Origin of the sequence: Acinetobacter sp. WC-743 (assembly GCF_000335555.1) — a bacterium.
In the GTDB taxonomy this organism is placed as follows: Bacteria; Pseudomonadota; Gammaproteobacteria; order Pseudomonadales; family Moraxellaceae; genus Acinetobacter; species Acinetobacter bereziniae.
Window position 1 is genome coordinate 1 of record NZ_AMFQ01000131.1, and the last position, 20,754, is coordinate 20,754.

General features: G+C 36.6%; 24 protein-coding genes, 1 tRNA gene and 1 pseudogene. 14 read left to right on the plus strand and 12 right to left on the minus strand.

Annotation, left to right across the window (positions count from 1 at the left end; all coding sequences use genetic code 11):
* The 11 genes and pseudogenes from ACINWC743_RS19685 to glnA all read left to right on the plus strand — a co-directional run.
* Window positions 1-591, plus strand: a 591-nt coding sequence (locus tag ACINWC743_RS19685; protein WP_009586671.1) for an IS5-like element ISAbe13 family transposase, incomplete at its 5' end; no start/stop codon positions are given.
* Window positions 592-895: 304 nt separating this feature from the next.
* Entirely contained in the window at window positions 896-1,471 is a 576-nt protein-coding gene (locus tag ACINWC743_RS19690; RefSeq protein ID WP_035301486.1) for a hypothetical protein, read from the plus strand.
* Window positions 1,472-1,690: 219 nt separating this feature from the next.
* A pseudogene (locus tag ACINWC743_RS24955) lies at window positions 1,691-1,990 on the plus strand (transposase); the annotation flags it as partial.
* Window positions 1,991-2,127: 137 nt separating this feature from the next.
* A tRNA-Met gene (locus ACINWC743_RS19695) sits at window positions 2,128-2,204 on the plus strand.
* A 326-nt stretch (window positions 2,205-2,530) separates the two neighbouring features.
* Window positions 2,531-2,752, plus strand: coding sequence for a hypothetical protein (locus tag ACINWC743_RS19700; RefSeq protein ID WP_004824682.1), 222 nt, complete (start codon window positions 2,531-2,533; stop codon window positions 2,750-2,752).
* A gap of 237 nt (window positions 2,753-2,989) precedes the next feature.
* Entirely contained in the window at window positions 2,990-3,190 is a 201-nt protein-coding gene (locus ACINWC743_RS24960) for a hypothetical protein (protein WP_004824680.1), read from the plus strand.
* 516 nt (window positions 3,191-3,706) lie between these two features.
* Window positions 3,707-3,967: a hypothetical protein gene (locus ACINWC743_RS19710; RefSeq protein ID WP_009586674.1), complete on the plus strand. Its 261-nt coding sequence runs from the start codon at window positions 3,707-3,709 to the stop codon at window positions 3,965-3,967.
* A 112-nt stretch (window positions 3,968-4,079) separates the two neighbouring features.
* Entirely contained in the window at window positions 4,080-4,205 is a 126-nt protein-coding gene (locus tag ACINWC743_RS24965; RefSeq protein ID WP_009586673.1) for a hypothetical protein, read from the plus strand.
* A gap of 687 nt (window positions 4,206-4,892) precedes the next feature.
* Complete coding sequence (locus ACINWC743_RS19715) at window positions 4,893-5,834, plus strand: hypothetical protein (protein WP_009586680.1); 942 nt, start codon at window positions 4,893-4,895, stop codon at window positions 5,832-5,834.
* 120 nt (window positions 5,835-5,954) lie between these two features.
* On the plus strand, window positions 5,955-6,488 hold the full coding sequence (locus ACINWC743_RS19720; RefSeq protein ID WP_009586675.1) for a GTP-binding protein: 534 nt from the start codon (window positions 5,955-5,957) through the stop codon (window positions 6,486-6,488).
* 409 nt (window positions 6,489-6,897) lie between these two features.
* Window positions 6,898-8,313 (plus strand): type I glutamate--ammonia ligase, encoded by a 1,416-nt coding sequence (glnA, locus tag ACINWC743_RS19725; RefSeq protein WP_009586679.1) that lies wholly within the window; start codon window positions 6,898-6,900, stop codon window positions 8,311-8,313.
* A gap of 510 nt (window positions 8,314-8,823) precedes the next feature.
* On the opposite strand, the gene ACINWC743_RS19730 is transcribed toward glnA, so the two are convergent.
* The 5 genes from ACINWC743_RS19730 to ACINWC743_RS19750 form a co-directional block, all read right to left on the minus strand.
* Window positions 8,824-9,231 carry a DUF3106 domain-containing protein gene (locus ACINWC743_RS19730; RefSeq protein ID WP_004824664.1) on the minus strand — a complete coding sequence of 136 codons (408 nt, stop codon included), beginning with the start codon at window positions 9,229-9,231 and terminating at the stop codon, window positions 8,824-8,826.
* Entirely contained in the window at window positions 9,221-9,547 is a 327-nt protein-coding gene (locus tag ACINWC743_RS19735) for a hypothetical protein (protein WP_004824662.1), read from the minus strand. The genes ACINWC743_RS19730 and ACINWC743_RS19735 overlap by 11 nt, the downstream gene beginning before the upstream one ends.
* Window positions 9,540-10,154 (minus strand): RNA polymerase sigma factor, encoded by a 615-nt coding sequence (locus ACINWC743_RS19740; protein ID WP_034707874.1) that lies wholly within the window; start codon window positions 10,152-10,154, stop codon window positions 9,540-9,542. The genes ACINWC743_RS19735 and ACINWC743_RS19740 overlap by 8 nt, the downstream gene beginning before the upstream one ends.
* A gap of 156 nt (window positions 10,155-10,310) precedes the next feature.
* Complete coding sequence (locus tag ACINWC743_RS19745) at window positions 10,311-11,087, minus strand: TrmH family RNA methyltransferase (RefSeq protein ID WP_009586684.1); 777 nt, start codon at window positions 11,085-11,087, stop codon at window positions 10,311-10,313.
* A gap of 108 nt (window positions 11,088-11,195) precedes the next feature.
* Window positions 11,196-12,170, minus strand: a complete 975-nt coding sequence (locus ACINWC743_RS19750) for a class 1 fructose-bisphosphatase (RefSeq protein ID WP_009586682.1) — start codon at window positions 12,168-12,170, stop codon at window positions 11,196-11,198.
* Between the two features lie 174 nt (window positions 12,171-12,344).
* Between ACINWC743_RS19750 and ACINWC743_RS19755 the strand changes: the two genes are divergently transcribed.
* Complete coding sequence (locus ACINWC743_RS19755) at window positions 12,345-12,530, plus strand: NF038105 family protein (protein ID WP_004824653.1); 186 nt, start codon at window positions 12,345-12,347, stop codon at window positions 12,528-12,530.
* A gap of 81 nt (window positions 12,531-12,611) precedes the next feature.
* Window positions 12,612-13,217 carry an SMI1/KNR4 family protein gene (locus ACINWC743_RS19760; RefSeq protein ID WP_009586670.1) on the plus strand — a complete coding sequence of 202 codons (606 nt, stop codon included), beginning with the start codon at window positions 12,612-12,614 and terminating at the stop codon, window positions 13,215-13,217.
* A 125-nt stretch (window positions 13,218-13,342) separates the two neighbouring features.
* Here ACINWC743_RS19760 and pal read toward each other — a convergent pair whose 3' ends face one another.
* From pal to ybgC, 7 genes are all read right to left on the minus strand, one after another.
* Window positions 13,343-13,912 carry a peptidoglycan-associated lipoprotein Pal gene (gene pal, locus ACINWC743_RS19765; RefSeq protein WP_004824646.1) on the minus strand — a complete coding sequence of 190 codons (570 nt, stop codon included), beginning with the start codon at window positions 13,910-13,912 and terminating at the stop codon, window positions 13,343-13,345.
* A 50-nt stretch (window positions 13,913-13,962) separates the two neighbouring features.
* On the minus strand, window positions 13,963-15,246 hold the full coding sequence (tolB, locus tag ACINWC743_RS19770) for a Tol-Pal system beta propeller repeat protein TolB (RefSeq protein ID WP_005032388.1): 1,284 nt from the start codon (window positions 15,244-15,246) through the stop codon (window positions 13,963-13,965).
* A gap of 221 nt (window positions 15,247-15,467) precedes the next feature.
* Window positions 15,468-15,947: a cell envelope integrity protein TolA gene (locus ACINWC743_RS19775; RefSeq protein ID WP_009586681.1), complete on the minus strand. Its 480-nt coding sequence runs from the start codon at window positions 15,945-15,947 to the stop codon at window positions 15,468-15,470.
* A gap of 580 nt (window positions 15,948-16,527) precedes the next feature.
* Window positions 16,528-17,907: a cell envelope integrity protein TolA gene (gene tolA, locus ACINWC743_RS19785; protein WP_009586676.1), complete on the minus strand. Its 1,380-nt coding sequence runs from the start codon at window positions 17,905-17,907 to the stop codon at window positions 16,528-16,530.
* A 3-nt stretch (window positions 17,908-17,910) separates the two neighbouring features.
* On the minus strand, window positions 17,911-18,360 hold the full coding sequence (gene tolR, locus ACINWC743_RS19790; protein ID WP_004824636.1) for a protein TolR: 450 nt from the start codon (window positions 18,358-18,360) through the stop codon (window positions 17,911-17,913).
* The gene (gene tolQ / locus ACINWC743_RS19795; RefSeq protein ID WP_004824635.1) at window positions 18,360-19,058 is read right to left on the minus strand and encodes a protein TolQ; all 699 of its coding nucleotides are present in this window, start codon (window positions 19,056-19,058) and stop codon (window positions 18,360-18,362) included. Before tolQ ends, tolR begins: the two co-directional genes overlap by 1 nt.
* Before the next feature lie 24 nt (window positions 19,059-19,082).
* The gene (ybgC, locus tag ACINWC743_RS19800) at window positions 19,083-19,490 is read right to left on the minus strand and encodes a tol-pal system-associated acyl-CoA thioesterase (protein ID WP_004724526.1); all 408 of its coding nucleotides are present in this window, start codon (window positions 19,488-19,490) and stop codon (window positions 19,083-19,085) included.
* Between the two features lie 749 nt (window positions 19,491-20,239).
* Here ybgC and ACINWC743_RS19805 point away from each other — a divergent pair.
* A partial coding sequence (locus ACINWC743_RS19805) for an IS5-like element ISAbe13 family transposase (protein ID WP_009586678.1) occupies window positions 20,240-20,754 on the plus strand: 515 nt, incomplete at its 3' end.

Here is a 20,754-nt window from a genome sequence, read left to right on the forward strand (position 1 = left end):
TTTGGACAACCGAACTCTATTTTTAAACGTTTTAATCGCTGGTCAAGTAGTGGTAAGTTACTCACTATATTCAAATTATTATCACTGAATACCGATATGGAATGGCTATTCATCGATGGTTCCCATATTCGTGCTCATCAACATTCTGCGGGTATTGCTGATCAGGCAATCTCTAAAAGTGCAGGAGGAAACTCCTCCAAAATACATTTAGTTGTAGATTCAAATGGGAATCCTATTGATTTCATTATTACTGATGGAACGACACATGATGTTAAGGTCGCACCTGATTTAATTTCAAAACTCAATTTAAATGAGGCAGAGATTGTATGTGCAGATAAAGGCTACGATTCAGAGCCATTAAGACAGCAGATTAGAGCAACTGGAACAAAAGCGAATATACCTAAAAAATCCAATAGCCAATCAAACAATGACCATATGGATTGGTATTTATATAAAATCAGGCACTTAGTAGAAAATATGTTTTGTAGGTTAAAGCAATTTAGAGGGATAGCCACTCGATACGACAAGTTAAAACGGAACTATGAAAGTTCTGTTGCATTAGCTTGTATATTTTTATGGCTCCCCTTGTAGGTTAAATTATGAACCCTAAATGTCAACAGACCCTAAATTAATGAAAATTTAATTTCTGATGTACTTTAGATGAAAACTCATTTAAATAAAGCGTTAATAGTTTTACACATATTTAGTCGAATAAATATTCATTTTTTCTTTACACTTTGTTACATTGAGCGCACTTTATAATAAGTGGTCATGATATGAAAAAAATCACATTTGAATTAACTATTGTGCTGAGCTTTGTTTCATTTGCCGATTTGGAACGAGGTCACCAATTGTTGAATCGTACGTTTTCTATGACCATGTGAGGGCACAGATTGTGAAATATATTGCAGGTGCGCTCATTATTATCGTGTTATTAATCGGATATTTCATTAATAAAAACAACAAGGAAGACATGGCACGATTAAAGATGGCTGAAATTCAGCAAAATACAAGACTTATGCAGAATAAGATAGATGAAGTTCAAGCTCAACGAGAATCAGAAGCGAGAATAAAAGCAAAAGCGCTAGAACAATCGGTGAAAGAAAGACAAGAAGCTTACATTTATGAAGCTCAACAGTACTCTTCAAATGAAAGTTATCATGATATGAATAAACAAACTGAAAACGAGTCGATTCCAAATCGATATAGTGAACAAGAGTGGAAAGATATTTGTAGATCTGCGTCATTGACAGCAAGAACGGTAATGCATAACAGACAACGTGGTCATTCAATGAGTGATCAATTTGATGCATTATTACCGAATTCAGAACCTCAAATCAGAAGTTTAATTGAGAATATGATCAAACTAGCATATGGAAGGACACGATATAGTACACCTGAGAGTATGAAAAGGGCTGAATTAGAGTTTGAAAACGAATATCACTTAATTTGTTTACGCTCTTATACTTAAAAAAAGGCTTTGTTGCACAAACTTGTTTTTAAAGGCTTCTTTATTAATATAATTTTTGAATAAAGAAGTCTATCCCCGAAAATCTATCGTACTAAGAATTGGTCATCGTACAACCAAGCTCTAATTAGTCGTGGTGATTTCATCATTTGGTTTGATCCAAATACCTAATAGTACGCTAAGGAAAATGGCAAACAATGGCGCACTCCAACCTATTCAGATGCAGCTTCGATAATTCCACCCAGGAAAAATACCAAGCCTTGGAAAGATAAACGAGCGAGTTCAATTGAACGTAATGCACTATTTGATACAGTAAAACGTCTAGGCAGAACAATATGGAAGAAATAGGCAGGGTATTATTGCAGAAGTTTGGTTGAGACCAAGATGCACTGCATCAAATTATTAGGCGATAAATTGCATGCAAGGAACTTCGAAAGTCAGGTCAATGAGGTTCATGGATGTATTGCCGTATTGAATAAACTTACTGAATTAGGTCAACCACATACCCAGATTGTATCTTAAATTCGGTCAACCTAAGAAAAATTGGCTTTTTTATGTTTGTGTAACAAAGCCGATAGGCGGAAATTATATTTTTTAACATAACTAAAAAATAAACATTGTGTTACTGTTCTATTCAGCGTATAACTGTGACTCATTGCTGCGGGATGGAGCAGTCTGGTAGCTCGTCGGGCTCATAACCCGAAGGTCGTTGGTTCAAATCCAGCTCCCGCTACCAATGAAAAATTTAAAGTTTATAGCCTAGTTAGCTCTATGCTTTCTAGGTTTTTTTTATTCAATGCCGTACTTATTAGTAATTAGTTTAGAATATCGGATAAGTTATTTTGGTTAAAGTATTGAAAAATATATTTTTCTATTGATTAGAATTTAAATCAGGGTTGGCTATGTTCCAACTCATATATGTATTCCCTATAAATATGCTGATGTAAAAATTGGAAGTTTAATTTTAGGCGCAATTGCCTCTCACAATTGGATTTTAAAATATCTCTCTCAAATAGTGAATGACTGAACTGTTTTACAAAAGCTCAATGAAATGAGTAAAAAATGAATTTAATAAATGGATGGACGATTGCTAAAGCAGTCAATGGAGATCAAATTCAAGTCAGAATTATTCCACTGAAGCGTAAACAAAATAATGTTGGCGGCATTTCTTGGGTTGAAGTAGGCAAGCAAATTCAACTCGAAACAGGACAGAAGTGTAATTTTAATCTCGATGGACGATCTTTCTATATTGGATTAAACAAGCTTTATCGAATAACACTCTAAAATGTTCCATGTACCTTTGTTTTGATTGAAATTATCTTATGGCTTGCTTTAGCTTCTTAATTATTCAAATATTTTTGCATTGTTGAGTTAAAGATTAACTTGGAAAATTTATAATTTTTTGATAAAGAAAAGAACCATAATCGAGAGGGGGTATTTGAATCATATCTCGCTTATGGTCAAGAAAGATTATCAAATGATGAGCTTTTCTATAGCCGTCATATATATTAAAATTGAACCATGAAAAGATTACAGAAAAAACTCCAAAGTCCTCTATCGAATTGGACCACTGATCAAGACTGCTATTTGATTGAAAATAGTGTATTACCTATAGAAAGTTTAGTTCATCATTTACCTTTTACCGAGGAAGAAATCCGTAAAAGAAAAGAAACTCTTGGATTGGTTAGAAGACAAAGACAAATGATGAAAGCAATTCAATAGAGATAAATTTATTTAATTCAATGTTTTATGTTTATGAAATTGAGTTAGTCGATCTAAATTATTTTATTTAAATGATAATCATTTGCATTTATGTTGAATCAATAGTATAGTCTCTAGCAAGAATTAAATAGAATAAAACAGGACATACTAGACCGCCCAGCTTGCATTCTCCTCAAGCTGGGCTTTATTTAAACTGCCTATTCTCATATCAAAAAGTGGGACTAGTTTTAAATTAGATTAGGTACTATCAAATTTAAGTATTTAGAATGCATCCTGTTCGCAGGAAAGTAATCTCTTTTATTTTTTAATGGAAAAATCTTCAAATAATGTCGCATTTTTTATAACTTAATTTAAACAAAGTAAATGAAAAGATTCATGGTTTTTTATAATTAATTGATATTAATTAATGATTTAATATGTATTTTTGAAGATTGTTGTAATTTCATTATTTATACTGAATTAGGTGTGGCATCCCTCATAATCATTGATTGTGCTTATTAATATGAGATTTTTACCATGTTTACTCCTGCAATTACTGAAACGAGAATGCACCAGAATCAATCACAATATTTTTCAATTGAGCAACTCAAAAGATTTTTGAAGAAGCAAATCAGATTAAAAGCAGATCAAGGCGAATTGTTTGTGAGCGAATGTCTTGCAAAAGATTTCGCTCTTCATGAACTAGACAAATTAAGTGAAGAATTTAAGAAAGCTGGATACAAGGTAAAGCTTAAAATGATAGGAAAAGAAAAAATATTTTCTGTTTTCTGGAATTGATAGGCGATTATTTTTTTTCAGCACAGTAAAAAAAATTGTGAGTTTCGCGAATTCAACAATTTGATTATTATTTTCTGCTATTGTTTAATTTTTAAGCAAGATTGGGCTAGATATGAAAATCATTTCGATTGTAAGTTTAGTTTTATTATTGGGCTTAACTGCGTGTCAAAAAAGAGATTCGGATACGCAAAAACAAGATCAAACCACGACACCGCATTCGGTAGATAAAGACAGTTAGATCTTCATACTGTTCATTTTAACAAACAAAGTAGATTATATTGGATTACTGTCAGGTTGTTACTCTTAATGAATGTAGCCTCGTTTTGCGAGGCTTTATACCAATATCATATATGATGAAAGATTTGGCAGTACAAAATAAGAATAGTTAACAATTCACATCTCAATAAGCAATCACAAGTCGCATTCGAACAATTCAATTTGATCTTATTTAAAAGCCTTGTGACTCAATAATATATCCTAGGATGCAGTGTGATTTGTACCAGCAAATCAGGAACAACGATTTTATAGAATCTTTTAGTATATGAGAATGAGAGATTATCTCACTTAAGCTCAGCATGAGAATGATTTAATATACAAATGTTATTAATATTTTTAAATAAAATATTAAGTTTCATTAAATTTTTTAATTGATTAATATTTACCTTCGGTGGAGTTGGGGGCAAAATAAATTCATATATTATAATTAAAGTATTGAATTTCATGTATTTTAAAATAAATAATTTATTTTATTTATTTTAATGAAATTATTTTATTTAAAGCTCAGTTATTATATTCTTGTATTTGAAACATTAAATTGTATATTAACTTTGCTACAATTTTTTCACACTTACGATAGTGTTTTTTGTTTTATTTTTTGATAAAAATGATAAACTGGTCACACTCTATACGAGGCCGTGGGGGCTAAATGAAAGAAGAAGTAAAAATTGCGATATTTGGCTTGAGCTTAAATGTACTTGATGCAATAAAGCAGAAAATACGATTGATGTATGATGACTCACTTCAAGTAAGTTGGGCAAACATTGCTGATCCGCATTTAGATATTCTTCTTGTGAATGATATGTTTTTTAGTTCTCCTACAATTCAAAATTTGGTGGGTGTAAAAAAAATACCTTATCTAAGGTTAATCAATAAAAATGAAAAATCAGGGCAAATCGAAGGGGATAAGCTGTATTTACCTTTTTCTGCCACTGATGAAATTAGAAAATGGTTTAAAGATCGTTATTTCCATGTGCCTGTTAGCCATAAAACAGTGCATATTGTAAATCAAATTTCAAAAACTCTAGATCTCACAAAAATTGTTCCAGAGTTTTTTAATGAAAGAAACGGTAATGTACAAGTTTTTGATGCCAAGGGTAATATTGCATTAGTGAATATTCGAACTCAGCAAGTATGGGTGGATGCATTACGTAAAATTCAAGGCACTGATGTTTCTTTAAATTTTACTTATGCCACCATGCAAATGGCGCAATCAGTGAGTTCAAATCAAGGTATCGAACTTAAGTCTTGGTTGTGGAATCTATTGTGGTATTCCAATGATATTAATACCACAATCCACAAAGGGGACTATTATCAACTTATTGATTGGCCACAGCCTAATCATCAAAATGAAAGACAAATGATTTTTAAAATAGCAGCTTGTTTTGAGCAAGGAGCGAGTATTGCCCAAGTGGTGCAAAAAACGGGTTATAGTAAAGATCAGATTTATAAATTTGTCTCAATTGGTTTATTGAGCAACATGCTCAAAAATATACCTGAAGAAGAAGCAAAATTAATTGTTGAGGAAAAACAGTCGACAGGTGTTCTACGTGGTTTCTTTGGTAAATTACGGAAAAAATTAGGGCTGTGATTTGGTAGCTGATTGTTCAACTTGAAAATTGATTGCATAAACATGGTTTTTTTAAGTTGAAAAATAAGTACTACAACTTAATCAATGTGTAGCAATAAGAACTTGAATAAAGGTGATAATGTGATTTTACAACAGTATAAAATTGTATTTGGTGGCAAGATGGGGGCAGGTAAAACTGAAGCGATTAAGTCTTTGTCTGAAATTTCAGTTTTATCTACGGAAGCACAAAATACTGATGAACAATCACACAGTAAAGCGTTGACCACTGTTGGGATTGATTACGGCGAAATCCGTTTAGAAGATGGTGTTGTTGTAGGTTTATATGGGACACCAGGACAAGACCGATTTGATTTTGTCTGGTCAGTGATCTGCAAAGGTGCAATAGGTGCTGTAGTATTGATTGATCACTCTCAAAAAGACGCAATTGAGGATTTGAAGTTTTACTTTCAAAGCTTCAAAGAATATGTAAACAACATTGTTGTCGGGGTAACGCATGTCGACGAAAACCCACAGCATCTGCTAAAACAATATAAAGATTGGATGAGTTTAAATCAGGTCAATATGCCCATTTTCGCTGTAGATGCGAGAAAGCAAGATGATGTATTGTTAATGGTTGAAGCATTGATTGCTCGAGCAGAAGTTGAATTTGGATAAAACCATCAGCTCTTTATAATAATACGTTCAATATGAACGTATTCTGTCTGAATACACAGCGTATCCATTTTATGGATACGCTTTTTTAATGTGCTTGAAATGATTGAATGTCATCATCACTGTGAAAAATTTGAAAGTAAGCACCAAGATAAACCATTTTAACGAGTATGCACAAAAATAGTGCGTTAAAATAGTGCTGAATGATTTTAAAATAAGAAGTGTGTCTGAATATGGTGCAATTCTATTTACACTCAGTATAATAGAAGCGAAATAATGGTTGCTAAGCTTATTTTCTGATAAGAAATTCAATAAATTAGCAATTATTTTAAAAGTTGGTATGCTAATTGCTTTATAGATACCAACTACTAACACGCACTTCACAAGTGCAACAAAAATTCATTGGAGCAAAATGAGCATGGCGAACAAGGTCCTTCAACTCATACAAGAAAGTGGCGCAAAATGGGTCGATTTTCGCTTTACTGATACTAAGGGTAAAGAGCAACATGTAAGTTACCCTTCGGATACTATCGATGAAGATACTTTCGAAGATGGTAAAATGTTTGATGGTTCTTCAATCGCTGGCTGGAAAGGCATTGAAGCATCTGACATGATTTTACGTCCAGATCCTGAAACTGCTTTCCTTGATCCGTTCTTTGCTGAAGCGACAATTGTCGTGACTTGTGATGTTATTGAGCCTTCAACTGGTCAAGGTTATGACCGTGACCCGCGTTCAATTGCTCGTCGTGCTGAAGAGTATTTAAAATCTACAGGTATTGGTGATACTGCATTCTTTGGTCCAGAACCAGAATTCTTTGTTTTTGACGAAGTTAAATGGGACATCGACATGTCTGGCGCTCGCCATACTTTGATCGCTGAAGAAGCTGCATGGTCTACTGGTAATTCTTACGAATCTGGTAACTCTGGTCACCGTCCACGTGTGAAAGGTGGTTACTTCCCAGTTCCTCCTGTTGATTCTCATCAAGATATGCGTGCTGAAATGTGCGCGCGTATTGAAGACATCATGGGTCCTGGTCGTGTAGAAGTACATCACCATGAAGTTGCATCATGCCAATTAGAAATTGGTGTGAGTTTCAACACGATGGTTCGTAAAGCAGACGAAGTTCAACAGTTCAAATATGCAGTGTGGAACGTTGCTCATCAATATGCAAAAACTGCAACCTTTATGCCTAAACCAATGGTAGGTGATAACGGTTCTGGTATGCACGTTCATATGTCGATCTCTAAAGATGGCAAAAACTTGTTTGCTGGCGATGAATATGCAGGTCTTTCAGAGATGGCATTGTACTTCATCGGTGGTATTATCAAACATGCTCGTGCGTTGAATGCAATTACTAACCCTTCTACAAACTCGTACAAGCGTTTAGTACCACACTTTGAAGCGCCGATCATGCTTGCTTACTCAGCACGTAACCGTTCTGCGTCTATCCGTATTCCTTACGTTTCTAGCCCTAAAGGCAAACGTATTGAAGCACGTTTCCCAGATCCAATGATGAACCCGTACTTAGGTTTCGCGGCATTGTTGATGGCTGGTCTTGATGGTATTCAAAACAAGATTCATCCAGGTGAAGCTGCTGACAAAAACTTATATGATCTTCCTCCTGAAGAAGAAGCAAAAATCCCAACAGTTGCTCACAGTCTTGATATGGCGCTTGAAGCACTTAAAGCGGACCATGACTTCCTTCTTAAAGGTGGCGTGTTCACGAAAGAAATGTTAGATGCCTATATCGAACTTAAAACTGAAGATGTTCGTCGTTTAAATACAACGACTCACCCAGTTGAATTTGATATGTACTATAGCTTGTAATTCAGATCAGAATTTAAGCGATAAAAACCTGCCTCGTGCAGGTTTTTTTATTGATTAATCATTCAAATTAATCTCTATAATTGACTTGAGTTCCAATATTTTAATTTTAGTGATTGCTTGGTATTGATGAAAGGTAAATGATTCAAAGAACAGTCAATCTGTGAAAGAGACATACAGTAAAATACAATTTCTTTTGATCAATAAAATGAATATTAAAAGTACGTAGTTTGAGATATAAAACTATCAATGTCACGTTTTACATCTAAAGTTTAAATAGATTGATGAAGGCAATATCTCAACATAGAAAAACGCTCTATGATGCAAAAGTATAAAACAAAATAATCACTAAAAGATTATAAGAGTTTGTACTAAATTGTGTAGTATTTGAATTTAAGATATTGAAATTTAATTATTTTTAAAGAGGTTGAGGGGGGTGTATTTTTGAAAGAATAAATTTGAGTAAAAAAAGCCAGTACCATGACTGGCTTTAGTACATATGGATAGATGATGTTAATGCGATACAACACTACTTGGTTGGTATTTTTGAATATATTTTTCACGAATTTCATTGCGTTCATCTGATGTAGATGCTTTTTGCATTTTTTTCCGCATTTCATTACGTTCAGATGTGCTCATTTGTTGCCATGCTTCACGCATTTTTTGCTTTTCTTGTTCAGGAAGTTGAGTAAACCAGTCCATACGTTGTTGTAAAGCAGCGCTTTGTTCTGTTGGGAGCTCTTTTAAATTTTGGTAGCGCTTGATTAATGCTTTTTGTTCATCTTCAGACAGCGCATCCCATGTTTCATTGACTTGCGTATTCGCATCTTTGGAAAAAATCCAAAAACGTTCAAATCCAGCAAAACTTGTTTGTAGAAAACCAAAAGCACAAAATGCCAATGCTAATTTTCTAGCTACCATGAGAATTTTTATCCTCACCAAAAACAGATAACATATCTAAATCTTCCATCATTTGTGGTGAAAGTTTAGGGCTAATCACCACTTGTTGCGGGGTATGAGCTTCATTGGAAACATCGAAAGCATTTGGTACAACAACAAAGCCTGTAATTGCTGCTGCAAGTGCAAAGCCAGTCATTTTCCAATTGCTAAAGCGTGATGTTGGCTGATCTTGGATACGATCTAACACATTATTCATCACCACTGCTTTATTGCGGTGATGACGTGCAAGTTCATCCAGTTTTGCCGTCACTTGTTTGGTGAAATCATCATTATTCATGTGATGAACCTCCATACGGATTTAAATGTGATAGCGCAGTTCTCAATCCTTGAATTGCTCTATGGTAATGGGTTTTTACACTACCTTCGCTACAGTTCATAATTGATGCCGTTGTCTGTGTATCAAAGCCTTCCCATGCACGTAGCATAAATGCTTGTTGCTGGCGTACAGGTAATTCACTAATCGCGTCTTGAATTTCTTCAATAGTGACATCTTGATCTAAAAACTGAAGCGGGTTTGGCGTAGATTCATCAACAATTTCCATCGCTTCTTCATCATCAGAATCTAAATCGATTTTTCGAAATAGGGAAAAAGGAGATGCTCTACGTGCTTCTTTACGACGCCAATCTTGTAGTTTGTTATTTAAAATAGTGTAGAACAATGGATACCATTCTTCTGTGGACTTATCCGCATAAGACTTATGTAAGGAAATAAATGCTTCCTGTACCAAATCCATTGCAATCCCATTATGACCTTGTGTTGCATTTTCCATCATGACCAAGGCACGACCTGTCACATCCTGCATAAAAAAACGCAGGCGCTGTTCACTGGTACTCGTTTGAGCACTGGCTGTTTCAGACTGTGACTTCTTTGGTGCTAAGTCCATAGAGATGGAAAATCCCGTCATTGGGTACCCACCATTATTTTAAATTCATATCACTATAACGTTTAAAAAATGGTTTGGGTTGACACGTAAATCAATTATTTTTTTCAGTTTAAATGATTTTTTTCAATAACGGGCGATATTTAAAATAATTTAACCTTATAGTCGTTGACGAACCATTTCAAAGAAGCAAATTGAGCCTGCAACAGCGACATTGAGTGATTCTTGACCGCCTGGTTGTGGAATGGATACAGCTTCTGCACGTTTTAATGCAAATTCTGAAACGCCTTGACCTTCATTACCCAAAATCCACACACATTGTTTACGTAAATTTTTGGAATACAGACTTTCTGCTTCATGTGAGCTGGTCACATAAACAGGGATTTTGAATTGCTTTAAAATATCCTCAAGTACGACATTCTCATAGGTTTGTAAGGAGAAATGTGCGCCCATACCCGCACGCAGAACACGTGGTGACCATAATGAAGCAGAGCCTTTTGTACAGACAATTTGTTCAATGCCCGCAGCTGCGGCAGAACGCAATAGCGTTCCGACATTACCAGGGTCTTGAACATTTTCAAGAATTAACGTGTCTTCGCTAAAATTCAATGCTTGTGTTGAGCTTGGCAAATCAACGATTGCAAGGCAGGCAAGGGTGGTTCCTAAGGTGCTTAGGTCCTTATATAATGCTTCGCTGATCACGAACACCATCCCTTGGTATTGGTCAATGATCTCACCAAGATCCTCATGAGCCAATGCATGCTCAGTGGTGAAAATCGAATTAATTTTGCGTCCCTTTTCTAACCATGCAAGACTCAGGTGTGTGCCTTCAAGTACAGTTTGTCCTTGTTTCTTACGATAAGTATTTTGTTCAATTAAACCTCTTAGGTGTTTAATTTTAGGATTGTCTTTTGATTCAAGGAAAATTGTAGGCATGGGAAAGTAGATCCAAAAATAAGTAAGATCTGTTGATCATTCCAAAATGAATTTACAACAGACCTTTACTGGTTTTACGCGCTTAAAGCGCACGTAAAAATGAAAGAATTAGTGATGATAGCTTGTAACAAGTTCAACTTCATTCTTAGAGCCAATCACGACTGGAACACGTTGATGTAACTCAGTAGGTTGAATATCTAGGATACGCACGCGACCTGTTGTAGATGCACCACCGGCTTGTTCCATTAACATGCTCATTGGGTTGGCTTCATACATCAAACGCAGGCGACCTGCTTTTTGAGGGTCTTTGGTGTCGTATGGATATAGGAAGATACCACTGCGGCATAGAATACGGTGAATATCACCCACCATACATGCAACCCAACGCATATTGAAGTCTTTTTCGCGTACAGAAGTTTTACCTGCTTGTAGCTCATCAATATAACGTTTTACAGGCGCTTCCCAATGACGTTGATTTGAAGCATTGATTGCGTATTCTTTAGTATCCGCAGCCACTTGAACATTTTCAGAAGTCAGTAAAAATTGTTGAGTTTCTGGATCGAAGGTAAAAAATACAACACCTGCACCAACTGTAAGTGCCATCATGGTTGATGGACCATAAAGAACATAACCTGCAGCAGCTTGTTGTGAACCTGCTTGCATGAAATCTTCAGCTTGTGTAATGCTATTTTGAGCAGGAAGGATCGAAAAAATTGTACCTACACACATGTTAATATCAATATTACTTGAACCATCCAAAGGGTCAAATAAAACAAGATATTTGCCGTTTTCTTGCGCTGGGGTAAACTCATCTAATTCTTCTGATGCTAAGCCACCCACATTTGAGTTAGCTTTAAGTGCATCAATTAAATAATCATTTGAAATAACATCAAGTTTCTTTTGTTCTTCACCTTGTACATTTTCATGTTGAGCACTGCCCAGTACACCTGCTAACGCACCTTTTTGTAGCGACTGATCAATGGTTTTACATGTGTTGGCAATCGTTTCAATCACATTGGCAAGTTCAGGTGTTAAATTCCCTTGTTGTTGTTCTAAATATTGGGATAGAGTGCGATATGACATATCAGAGGTGCTCCAAAAGCGATAAATTTTGACACATTAAACAATAGCGGTATTTTAGATGAGTTCAGCTCAAAATAAAAATTATCCTGTGTTATTTGTCGTGAAATTACCCTTGCAAGTATTTTAGAAAGTGTTATGTTGGATATACGGATAATAACGTAAAGGAGCACTCACATGACAACGGCAAAGTTTGAAGCGACTCCGACTCAAAATGAAGGTATTGATCTTAAAGAGATTAGTGCTGAAAATGTGAAAGAAGCATGGAAGAATTACGAAGCTAAACCTGAGTTCAAAGAATTCAATAAGCACGATATGATTGAATCCATGCAAAGTCCCAAGCCAGACGAGTCAAAGGCTTAATCAATAAGAAGCGTTTATCACTTTGATAAGCGCTTTTTTATTTTATAATCCAAGTAAATTTCGAAGACTATCGCATCAATCATGATTGAAATTCATCATAAAGCAGATATCGTCTTTCCATTTCATCAAATTGGAGAGCCAGAGTGGGAGGTAAAAACCCAACGCATTTTGCAATCATTTGCAGATTTAAATGATGATGAAGTTGCATCTCCAATAAATATTGATGAAATTGATCAACTTGAACTGCGCTTAAAAACCACTTTGCCAGTTTCTCTAAAAATTTTCTATCAAACATTTGGCATTGCGGATATTGGTGAAGAGCTACAACAGTTTGATGATATTGGCTATTTAAAAGATATATGGGCTGCCGCACCAGAATATGCACCTGAATTCACTTCAAAAGATGTAGAAGTTTTACCGCATTTGATTACTTTTAGTGACTATCTCGGTAATGGTAATATGTTTTGTTTTCATGATATAAGCAAAGAAGTCTATTATTTTGATCATGATGATAGACCTTATTTGACAAAAATCTTTGATGATGTCGATGAATATCTCAAATGTTGTTTAATCTTGTTGCAGTCGGATTTATTTGGTGATGCTATCCCTGATCAAGTTGAGCAATGGGTAGAAGATATGGTGATTGAGCTCATCGGTGATCAAAAGCTCAAAAAATGGCGGTATTGATTTTAAATCCAAAGAAAGTCTAGTTTTAATATTTGAACTTTTAAATATCAAAATCATCAATTGGTTGGCTAGCCTAATATAAAAATGCCCAATTGAATTGGGCATTTTTATATTGTTTTTAAAAATTATTTTAATAACGGTGGAACAGCTTCATAATTAATTTCGACACGACGGTTTTCTTTCCATGCAGATTCATCATGTCCTGCATTGATTGGCATTTCTTTACCATAACTTACCGCTTCTAATTGGTTTGGCTTAACACCGTTAGTGATTAAGTAGCTTTCTACAGCTTTTGCACGACGTTCACCCAAAGCCATATTGTATTCACGGGTACCACGTTCATCCGTGTGACCTGTTAGAGCAACTTTTGAATTTGCATTGGCGATTAGGAATTGTGCATGCGCTTGAAGTGTCTGATAGTCATCATTTGAAAGATCACTACTGTCATAGTCAAAATGTACAACACGCTTTGCTAAAAATGCTTTGTTTGCTTCAGTTACACCTTTTGCTGAAGCGCCTGCTAAATTTTGTGCATTTAAAGCTGCATCTTCACTTAAACCCGTCGTGTTTACCGTAGTCGCACTATTGGGATTTGTTCCAGACTCTACTGTTGCAGCAGGTTTACGGCTGGCACAACCAGTCATGACTAAGCTTGCTGCGAGTAATGGTAACGTTAAATATTGAATAGCCTTCATGTTGATCTCCGATACTTCCTTTTTAAATTAAGTCATGCGACATGGGTAAATCATTTAGGTGCCCAAGCAGGCTCACGTACTTCACCTTGTTCACTCGGTAAATTCATACGGAAACGACCATCTGTTGACATGATTGCCAATAAGCCACGATTTCCTTCACGCGTTGCATATACCACCATTTGCCCGTTTGGAGAGAAGCTAGGTGATTCATCGAGACTTGTTGGAGTCAGAATATTGGTAATTCCAGTAGAAATTTCTTGAATCGCGACCTTGTAATTGCTACCAGAAGGGCGATGTACCAATGCAACATATTTGCCATCTGCACTGAGCGTACCACGAGCATTGAATGCGCCACGGAAAGTTAAACGTTTTGTTGAACCGTCATCAAAGCTATAGCGATAAATTTGCGCTGAACCACCGCGGTCAGAGGTAAAAATAAATGATTTCCCATCAGGTGCATAGCGTGCTTCTGTATCAATTGCACTGTCATTGGTCATTCGTTTAACTTGACGAGTGTCTAAATCCATTTGATATATTTCAGGATTGCCGTGCATAGATGCGGTGAACAACATAGATTTTCCATCAGGAGAAAAACTAGGTGCACCATTCAAACCACGGAATGAGGCTAATTTCTCACGAGCGCCAGAAGCCAAATCTTGAACATAAATGGCTGGACGTTTGGTTTCAAATGATACATAGGCGATCTTTTTAGCATCTGGTGTCCAAGCAGGAGAGAGAATAGGATCTCTTGAGCTCAATACAGTTTTAGGTTGTTCACCATCGGTATCTGCGATTTGCAAAGTATAACGTGTATCAGGTGTTGCAGGATTGCGTAGCACATAGGCGATACGTCCAGTAAAGTCACCTTGGATACCTGTTAATGCTTGATAGATAGCATCACTGATCATATGTGCTGCGGTACGTACACGCGAAGCAGGAACTGTGAGCAATTCATTGAGCAAGAATTTTTGCTTTTCGACATCATACAGTTGGTAATGTACAGCCAATGAACCATCAGCATTTACTTTTGACTCACCTAGAACGACATAAGGAACACCAGCGGCTTTCCAAGCTTCTGCATTAACATTATTTACGCTGGCAGTTGCAGGTAAGTTTTTAGAAGAACTGGTAAAGCGACCAGAACGATTTAAATCCTGTTCGATGATCGGGTAGATGGATTGATCATTGCTAAAAGGAAGAATGGCAATTTTAGGTGCGGACTCAGGAGCTTTAGCAATTTCTAAATGCAATTGTGCATACGATGTGGTGATCAATGCTGGGCTCAATGCAACAATTATCGCTAATCCTAATAGACGTTTAGGCATGATTTTCATTGGACTTCATGTACTCAAATATCAATTTTTAACTATGCTTAGCTTTGTAGCATAAAGACATTATTTTAATCTATATAAAGCATGTAATTATGAATAAAAGATGATAATTCGCTGTTTGTTGATAAAAAATAAATCTAAATGTATGACGCAGATGAATGACAGCTTAATAGGGTATCTAAGCAAATTGATTAAAATCATAACCGTTAACGAAACATAGGATATTATTCACTGACAGCGAAATGGAGAAGAATTTCTTGAAATTGTTTTTTAAGCGATTGTTCATTAGGCATTTCAAAGGGAGCAGCTTTATAAATCGCTGTTTTTATCGAAGCTGCAAACGCATCACTAAACTGCCCACCCAGGAATAGAATATCTTCAACATTTCCTTGTTCATCTAGATAGACCCGAACATTGGCTTTCTCTGCTAAATCTGTTGCAGGGCGTTTCCAATATTTTGTAATACGATTCATTCTGCTTTTGTAAATTTGACTGGTGATTTGATTTTGTCTAAGTCGTTCATTTTGTGTAGGTGTATTTTTTTGCTGAGATTGAGCAGTTGGTGGAATTTCATGTTTAAACGGGTTAGAAGGTATTTGTTGCCTGTTAACCTCAATTGGCGGGTTGATTTGATTTTTTTCAGCAAATGAAAATGTTGAGAAACAAATAAGAAAGCTGCTAATCAGCAATGTTTTAAATTGCATTTTATTTTTCCAATGTGTCTATATGACTTGGTTGATAATAGATATTGTTTTAACTATAGAGAATGCAAATTCTATTCTACAATAAAGTTGACTGAGAAACTTTGTACATCTCTCCTAACTTCTGGTTGAGTGAGCAATGTGAATGGCGCTGCATCGTAGATCGCTTGCTCTATACTTGTTTTGACATCTGGAGCTGCTGAACTGACAACGATTGAGTCAATGGAGCCATTTTGTGTAAGCTTTATACATGCGTTGGCTTTTTGATCTGTTGCGTCTGTTGGTATATGCCAAGCCCTTAGAACTTTATGGGCAAATTCTTTTTTACGCTGAATGACAGTTTTTTAGCCTTAGCTTTTTGCTCGTTGGCAAGATCACTTTTCTTTTCAAGGGCTGACGCAGTTGTATTCAATTCCATTGGATGGATTGATGCAAAATTAGTTTCAGTATTTTGGCTATTTTGATTTGCAAGCGTGCTTTGATAGATCAATGCAAGAAATATAAATAAAAAAAATTTCACAAATACCTTATCCATAGCGTGAATCAAATAATAACCCTGCCGAAGCAGGGTATATTACAAAAATTATTTCACAGTAAAACTCGCAGTAAAGCTCCGTGCCTCGCGTCGTGCATCAGGATCAGAAGGCATTGGGAAGGGGGCTGCGTTACGTACAGCTTGTTCTACACTTGCTTTAACATCAGGATCAGATGCATTCACGATAACCGATGCAACAGCACCACTATCTGTCAACGTGACACGGGCAGTTGCCTTTTGACCAGATGAGCCTGCTGGCATACGCCACGCATTTCGAACCTTATTTTCAAAGTCCTTTTTCGCTGAAGATGCAATTTTTCTGGCTTCTGCCTTTTTATTCGCAGCCGCTTCTTTTGCTTTCTCAGCAGCAGAGTTCTTTTCTTCCTCTAACTCGCGAGCAAGATCAGCTTTGCGTTTTGCATCTGCTTTGGCTTTAGCATCTGCATCAGCCTTGGTTTTTGCATCAGCCTTGGCTTTTGCGTCTGCTTTGGCTTTAGCATCTGCATCAGCCTTGGCTTTTGCATCAGCTTTGGTTTTAGCATCTGCTTCAGCCTTGGATTTTGCATCTGCCTTAGCTTTCGCATCGGCTTTTGCTTTTGCCTCTGCATCAGCCTTGGATTTTGCATGCGCATCTGCTTTACGTTTAGCTTCAGCATCTGCTTTGGCTTTAGCATCGGCATTACGTTTGGCTTCAGCTTCCGCTTTGCGTTTAGCTTCGGCATCAGCTTTGGCTTTTGCATCCGCTCTGGCTTGAGCTGCTTTTTCAGCAGCGTCTTTTCTCACTTTTTCTGCTGCTTCAGCTTTACGTTTAGCTTCAGCATCAAGATGAGCTAATCTTGCTTTCTCAGCAGCATCGGCTTTAGCTTTTTGGAGGGCTTCTTGCTTCGCTTTAGCCGCCGCTTCAGCTTTAATTTTTGCATCAGCTTCAGCTTTGGCTTTTTCAGCTGCATTTTTTGCCTGTTTCACTTTTTCAGCGGCTTCTTGTTTCGCTTTCTCCGCGGCTTCAGCTTTCGCTTTTGCTTGTTCTGTGGCTTTTTCCTGAGCAGCTCGCGCTGCAGCGAGTGCCATTTTTTGTTCTAAAGCGGCTTTAGCTTCATCAGCTGCTTTTTTTATATCCACTGCTTCAGTATCAGGCTTTGATTCGACTGGAATTTCAGGCGCAGTTTGGTCTGGTTCAGCAGTTTGTTGGATATTTTCTGAAACTTTTGAGTCAGCTGTTTCCGTTGAATCACTGTCTACCAATGGTTTTGGTTCTGGAGGAGGTAAATCTTCAGGTTTGATAAGAACAGTTTTAATTTGCTTCGGAGGTTCTGGTGGTCGACTAAGACCTAAAAAGAGTAAGCCTGTAATCGCCACCACATGAATACCAAGGGTAAATCCAAGTGCAATCGCTTTATCTTTAGATTGTGGCTTTTGAGTATTTTTCATAACTTACTTTACAGACTCTGTCAGTAAGCCAACTTGGCTTAAACCCGCATCTTGTAATGCAGACATAAGTTTCATCACTTCACCGTATGGGCGTGACTCGCTACCATTAATCAAAACACTCAATTGTTTGCTGTTTGCTTGAGCTTGCTTTTGATTTTCTGTAAGGACAATTTTAAGCTCTTCTAAAGTAAGCACATCATTGTTATGTGTTTTATCTTCGAGCTGGATGCTTCCATCCGCATTAAGCGTCACGATAGCAGGTCGATCCTCAGATTGAATCGGGTTGTTATTGGCTTGTGGCAAGTCAACTTTGACACCCGTCGTAATCATAGGCGCTGTAACCATAAAAATGACCAATAAAACCAACATAACATCGATATAGGGAACAACGTTCATATCACTTTTTAAAGGCTTTTTGACACGGTCAAAACGTCCTGAGCGTTGGATTGCCATTATTCAGCTTCCTGTGTAGTTCCCACAGACTGACGTTGTAACAGCGCCACCATTTCTTCGGCAAATAATGCACGATCTGAGTAAATTTCTTCACCTTTTGCAGTGTAATGGTTAAATGCCAATACTGCTGGAATTGCCGCAAATAAACCAATCGCAGTAGCAATCAGTGCTTCGGCAATGCCTGGTGCAACAGTGGCAAGGGTTACTTGTTCAACCTGTGCCAAACCGATGAAGGCACTCATGATGCCCCAAACAGTACCAAATAAACCTACATAAGGAGCGACAGAGCCTATGCTGGCTAAGGCACTCAAACCTTGTTCTAAACGACCTTGATCACGACTTAAGCCTACTCGCAAAATACGTTCTGTACCTTCAATCATAGGTACAGTATCAGCTTGGCGCTTTTTCAATTTCAAATATTCACTTAAACCCTGATAAAAGATGTCTTCCAAACCATCGCGTTTAGAGTTAAGTTGCGCATTGTTATAGAGGGTATTAAGTTCAGCGCCAGACCAAAATATTTTTTGAAAATGGTCGTCGCCTTGGCGTGCTTTCTTATAGCCCATATGTAACTTGGCAATTAGATACCAACTAAAAACAGATGCAAGTACTAAGACCAGCATGACCAATTGAACCACAGGGCTCGCTTGTAAGATTAAATCAGAGATGTGCAGAGAAGATTCTAGTTGTGTTGCCATAGTTACATGTGCCAAAAATATTTTTTATTCGTGGGCTAATTCTCGAAGAATTAAATCACGGATTTCGTCAGGAATTCTACGAGGTTTCATATCAGTACTTAAACATGCCAACTCTACCTCGCCAGAAGCAAGCATGATTTCACCACGATATATATTTTGTTGCAACACAAATGACGAAGCTTTACATGAAACTACACTTGCTGTAACAGTAATAAGGTCGTCCATCAGTATAGGGCGTGAATATTTCAAAGCAATTTTATGCACAACAAAATTGTAATCTTTTTGATGCCAGTAATGATCAATCCCAGAAGCACGTAGCCATTCAGTACGAGCACGTTCCATGAAGCGAATATGATTGGCGTGATAGACGATGCCGCCAGCATCTGTATCTTCAATATATACACGGATTTGGAATTCGAATTTATTACTCATGTTGCTATGCATTCCTGTGTTGTTTATTGCATATCTATCAATAGTTTGTCAGTACTTACTTGTGCTGATTCAATTTCAGATTATCTAATCGGAAAAAAGAAGAACTTTAAATGACGAACCAAATAGCTGAATTGAATTTTACAAGATCTATAAAGAAACATCTCAATAGTGCCTCAGCAGCTATGTGGTTTTTTGAGCGGCATAGGTATCTACATGAACAACGATGGATTGTTTGAACAGTATCTGTACATAGGCTTTAAAATTAATACTGCAGAAAAAAATTGATTCGGTCCACTTATAGATTTTCACAAGAATTCAGCACTGACTTTGGCGCAAATTTTAGCACAAGGTATGTTTTCTCAAATGGCACAAGATTACATTCCGAGTAAAGTGAAAAGGGCTGAGTATTAGCGAATTGAACATGAGTTAAAGGTTTTGATACAATATTGAACTTTAGAAATTGCCTAAAAAAGTAAATATCTGAAAAATAGGACATCGAAACCAAAAGTGCTAAAAGATTATGATTGGGATCGACATATCAACCTCAAGTAGACCTAACTTTACAAAACACTGTACATGTCAATAGAAGAGCTACAACATCTCAAGGTGTTAAAAACAAAGATAATGCCCCCAGATGTTATAAATTAAGTTGACTTTAGATATTCTTAATTAGGGCGTGTTGACACTTTTAGATTAAAAAATAGCGAAGTAGTAAAATTAAATCGCCAAACCCAATTCTACTATTCGTTATGCCTCGTACCATGTTAACAGATCAACACTGGCAAAAGTTGAAAGCTATTTTGCGTAATTTATCCATTCATCTCAACTCAAATTTAAGAAATTTTATTGAAGCGATTCTTTATAGGATTAGAACTGTGTGCCCTTGGCGTGATATCCCCACTTGCTTTGGACAACCCAACTCTATTTTTAAACGTTTTAATCGCTGGTCAAGTAGTGGTAAGTTACTCACTATATTTAAATTATTATCGCTGAATACAGATATGGAATGGCTGTTCATCGATGGTTCTCATATTCGCGCTCATCAACATTCAGCGGGTATCGCTGATCAGGCAATCTCTAAAAGTGCTGGAGGAAACTCCTCCAAAATACATTTAGTTGTAGATTCAAATGGGAATCCTATTGATTTCATTATTACTGATGGAACGACACATGATGTTAAGGTCGCACCTGATTTAATTTCAAAACTCAATTTAAATGAGGCAGAGATTGTATGTGCAGATAAAGGCTACGATTCAGAGCCATT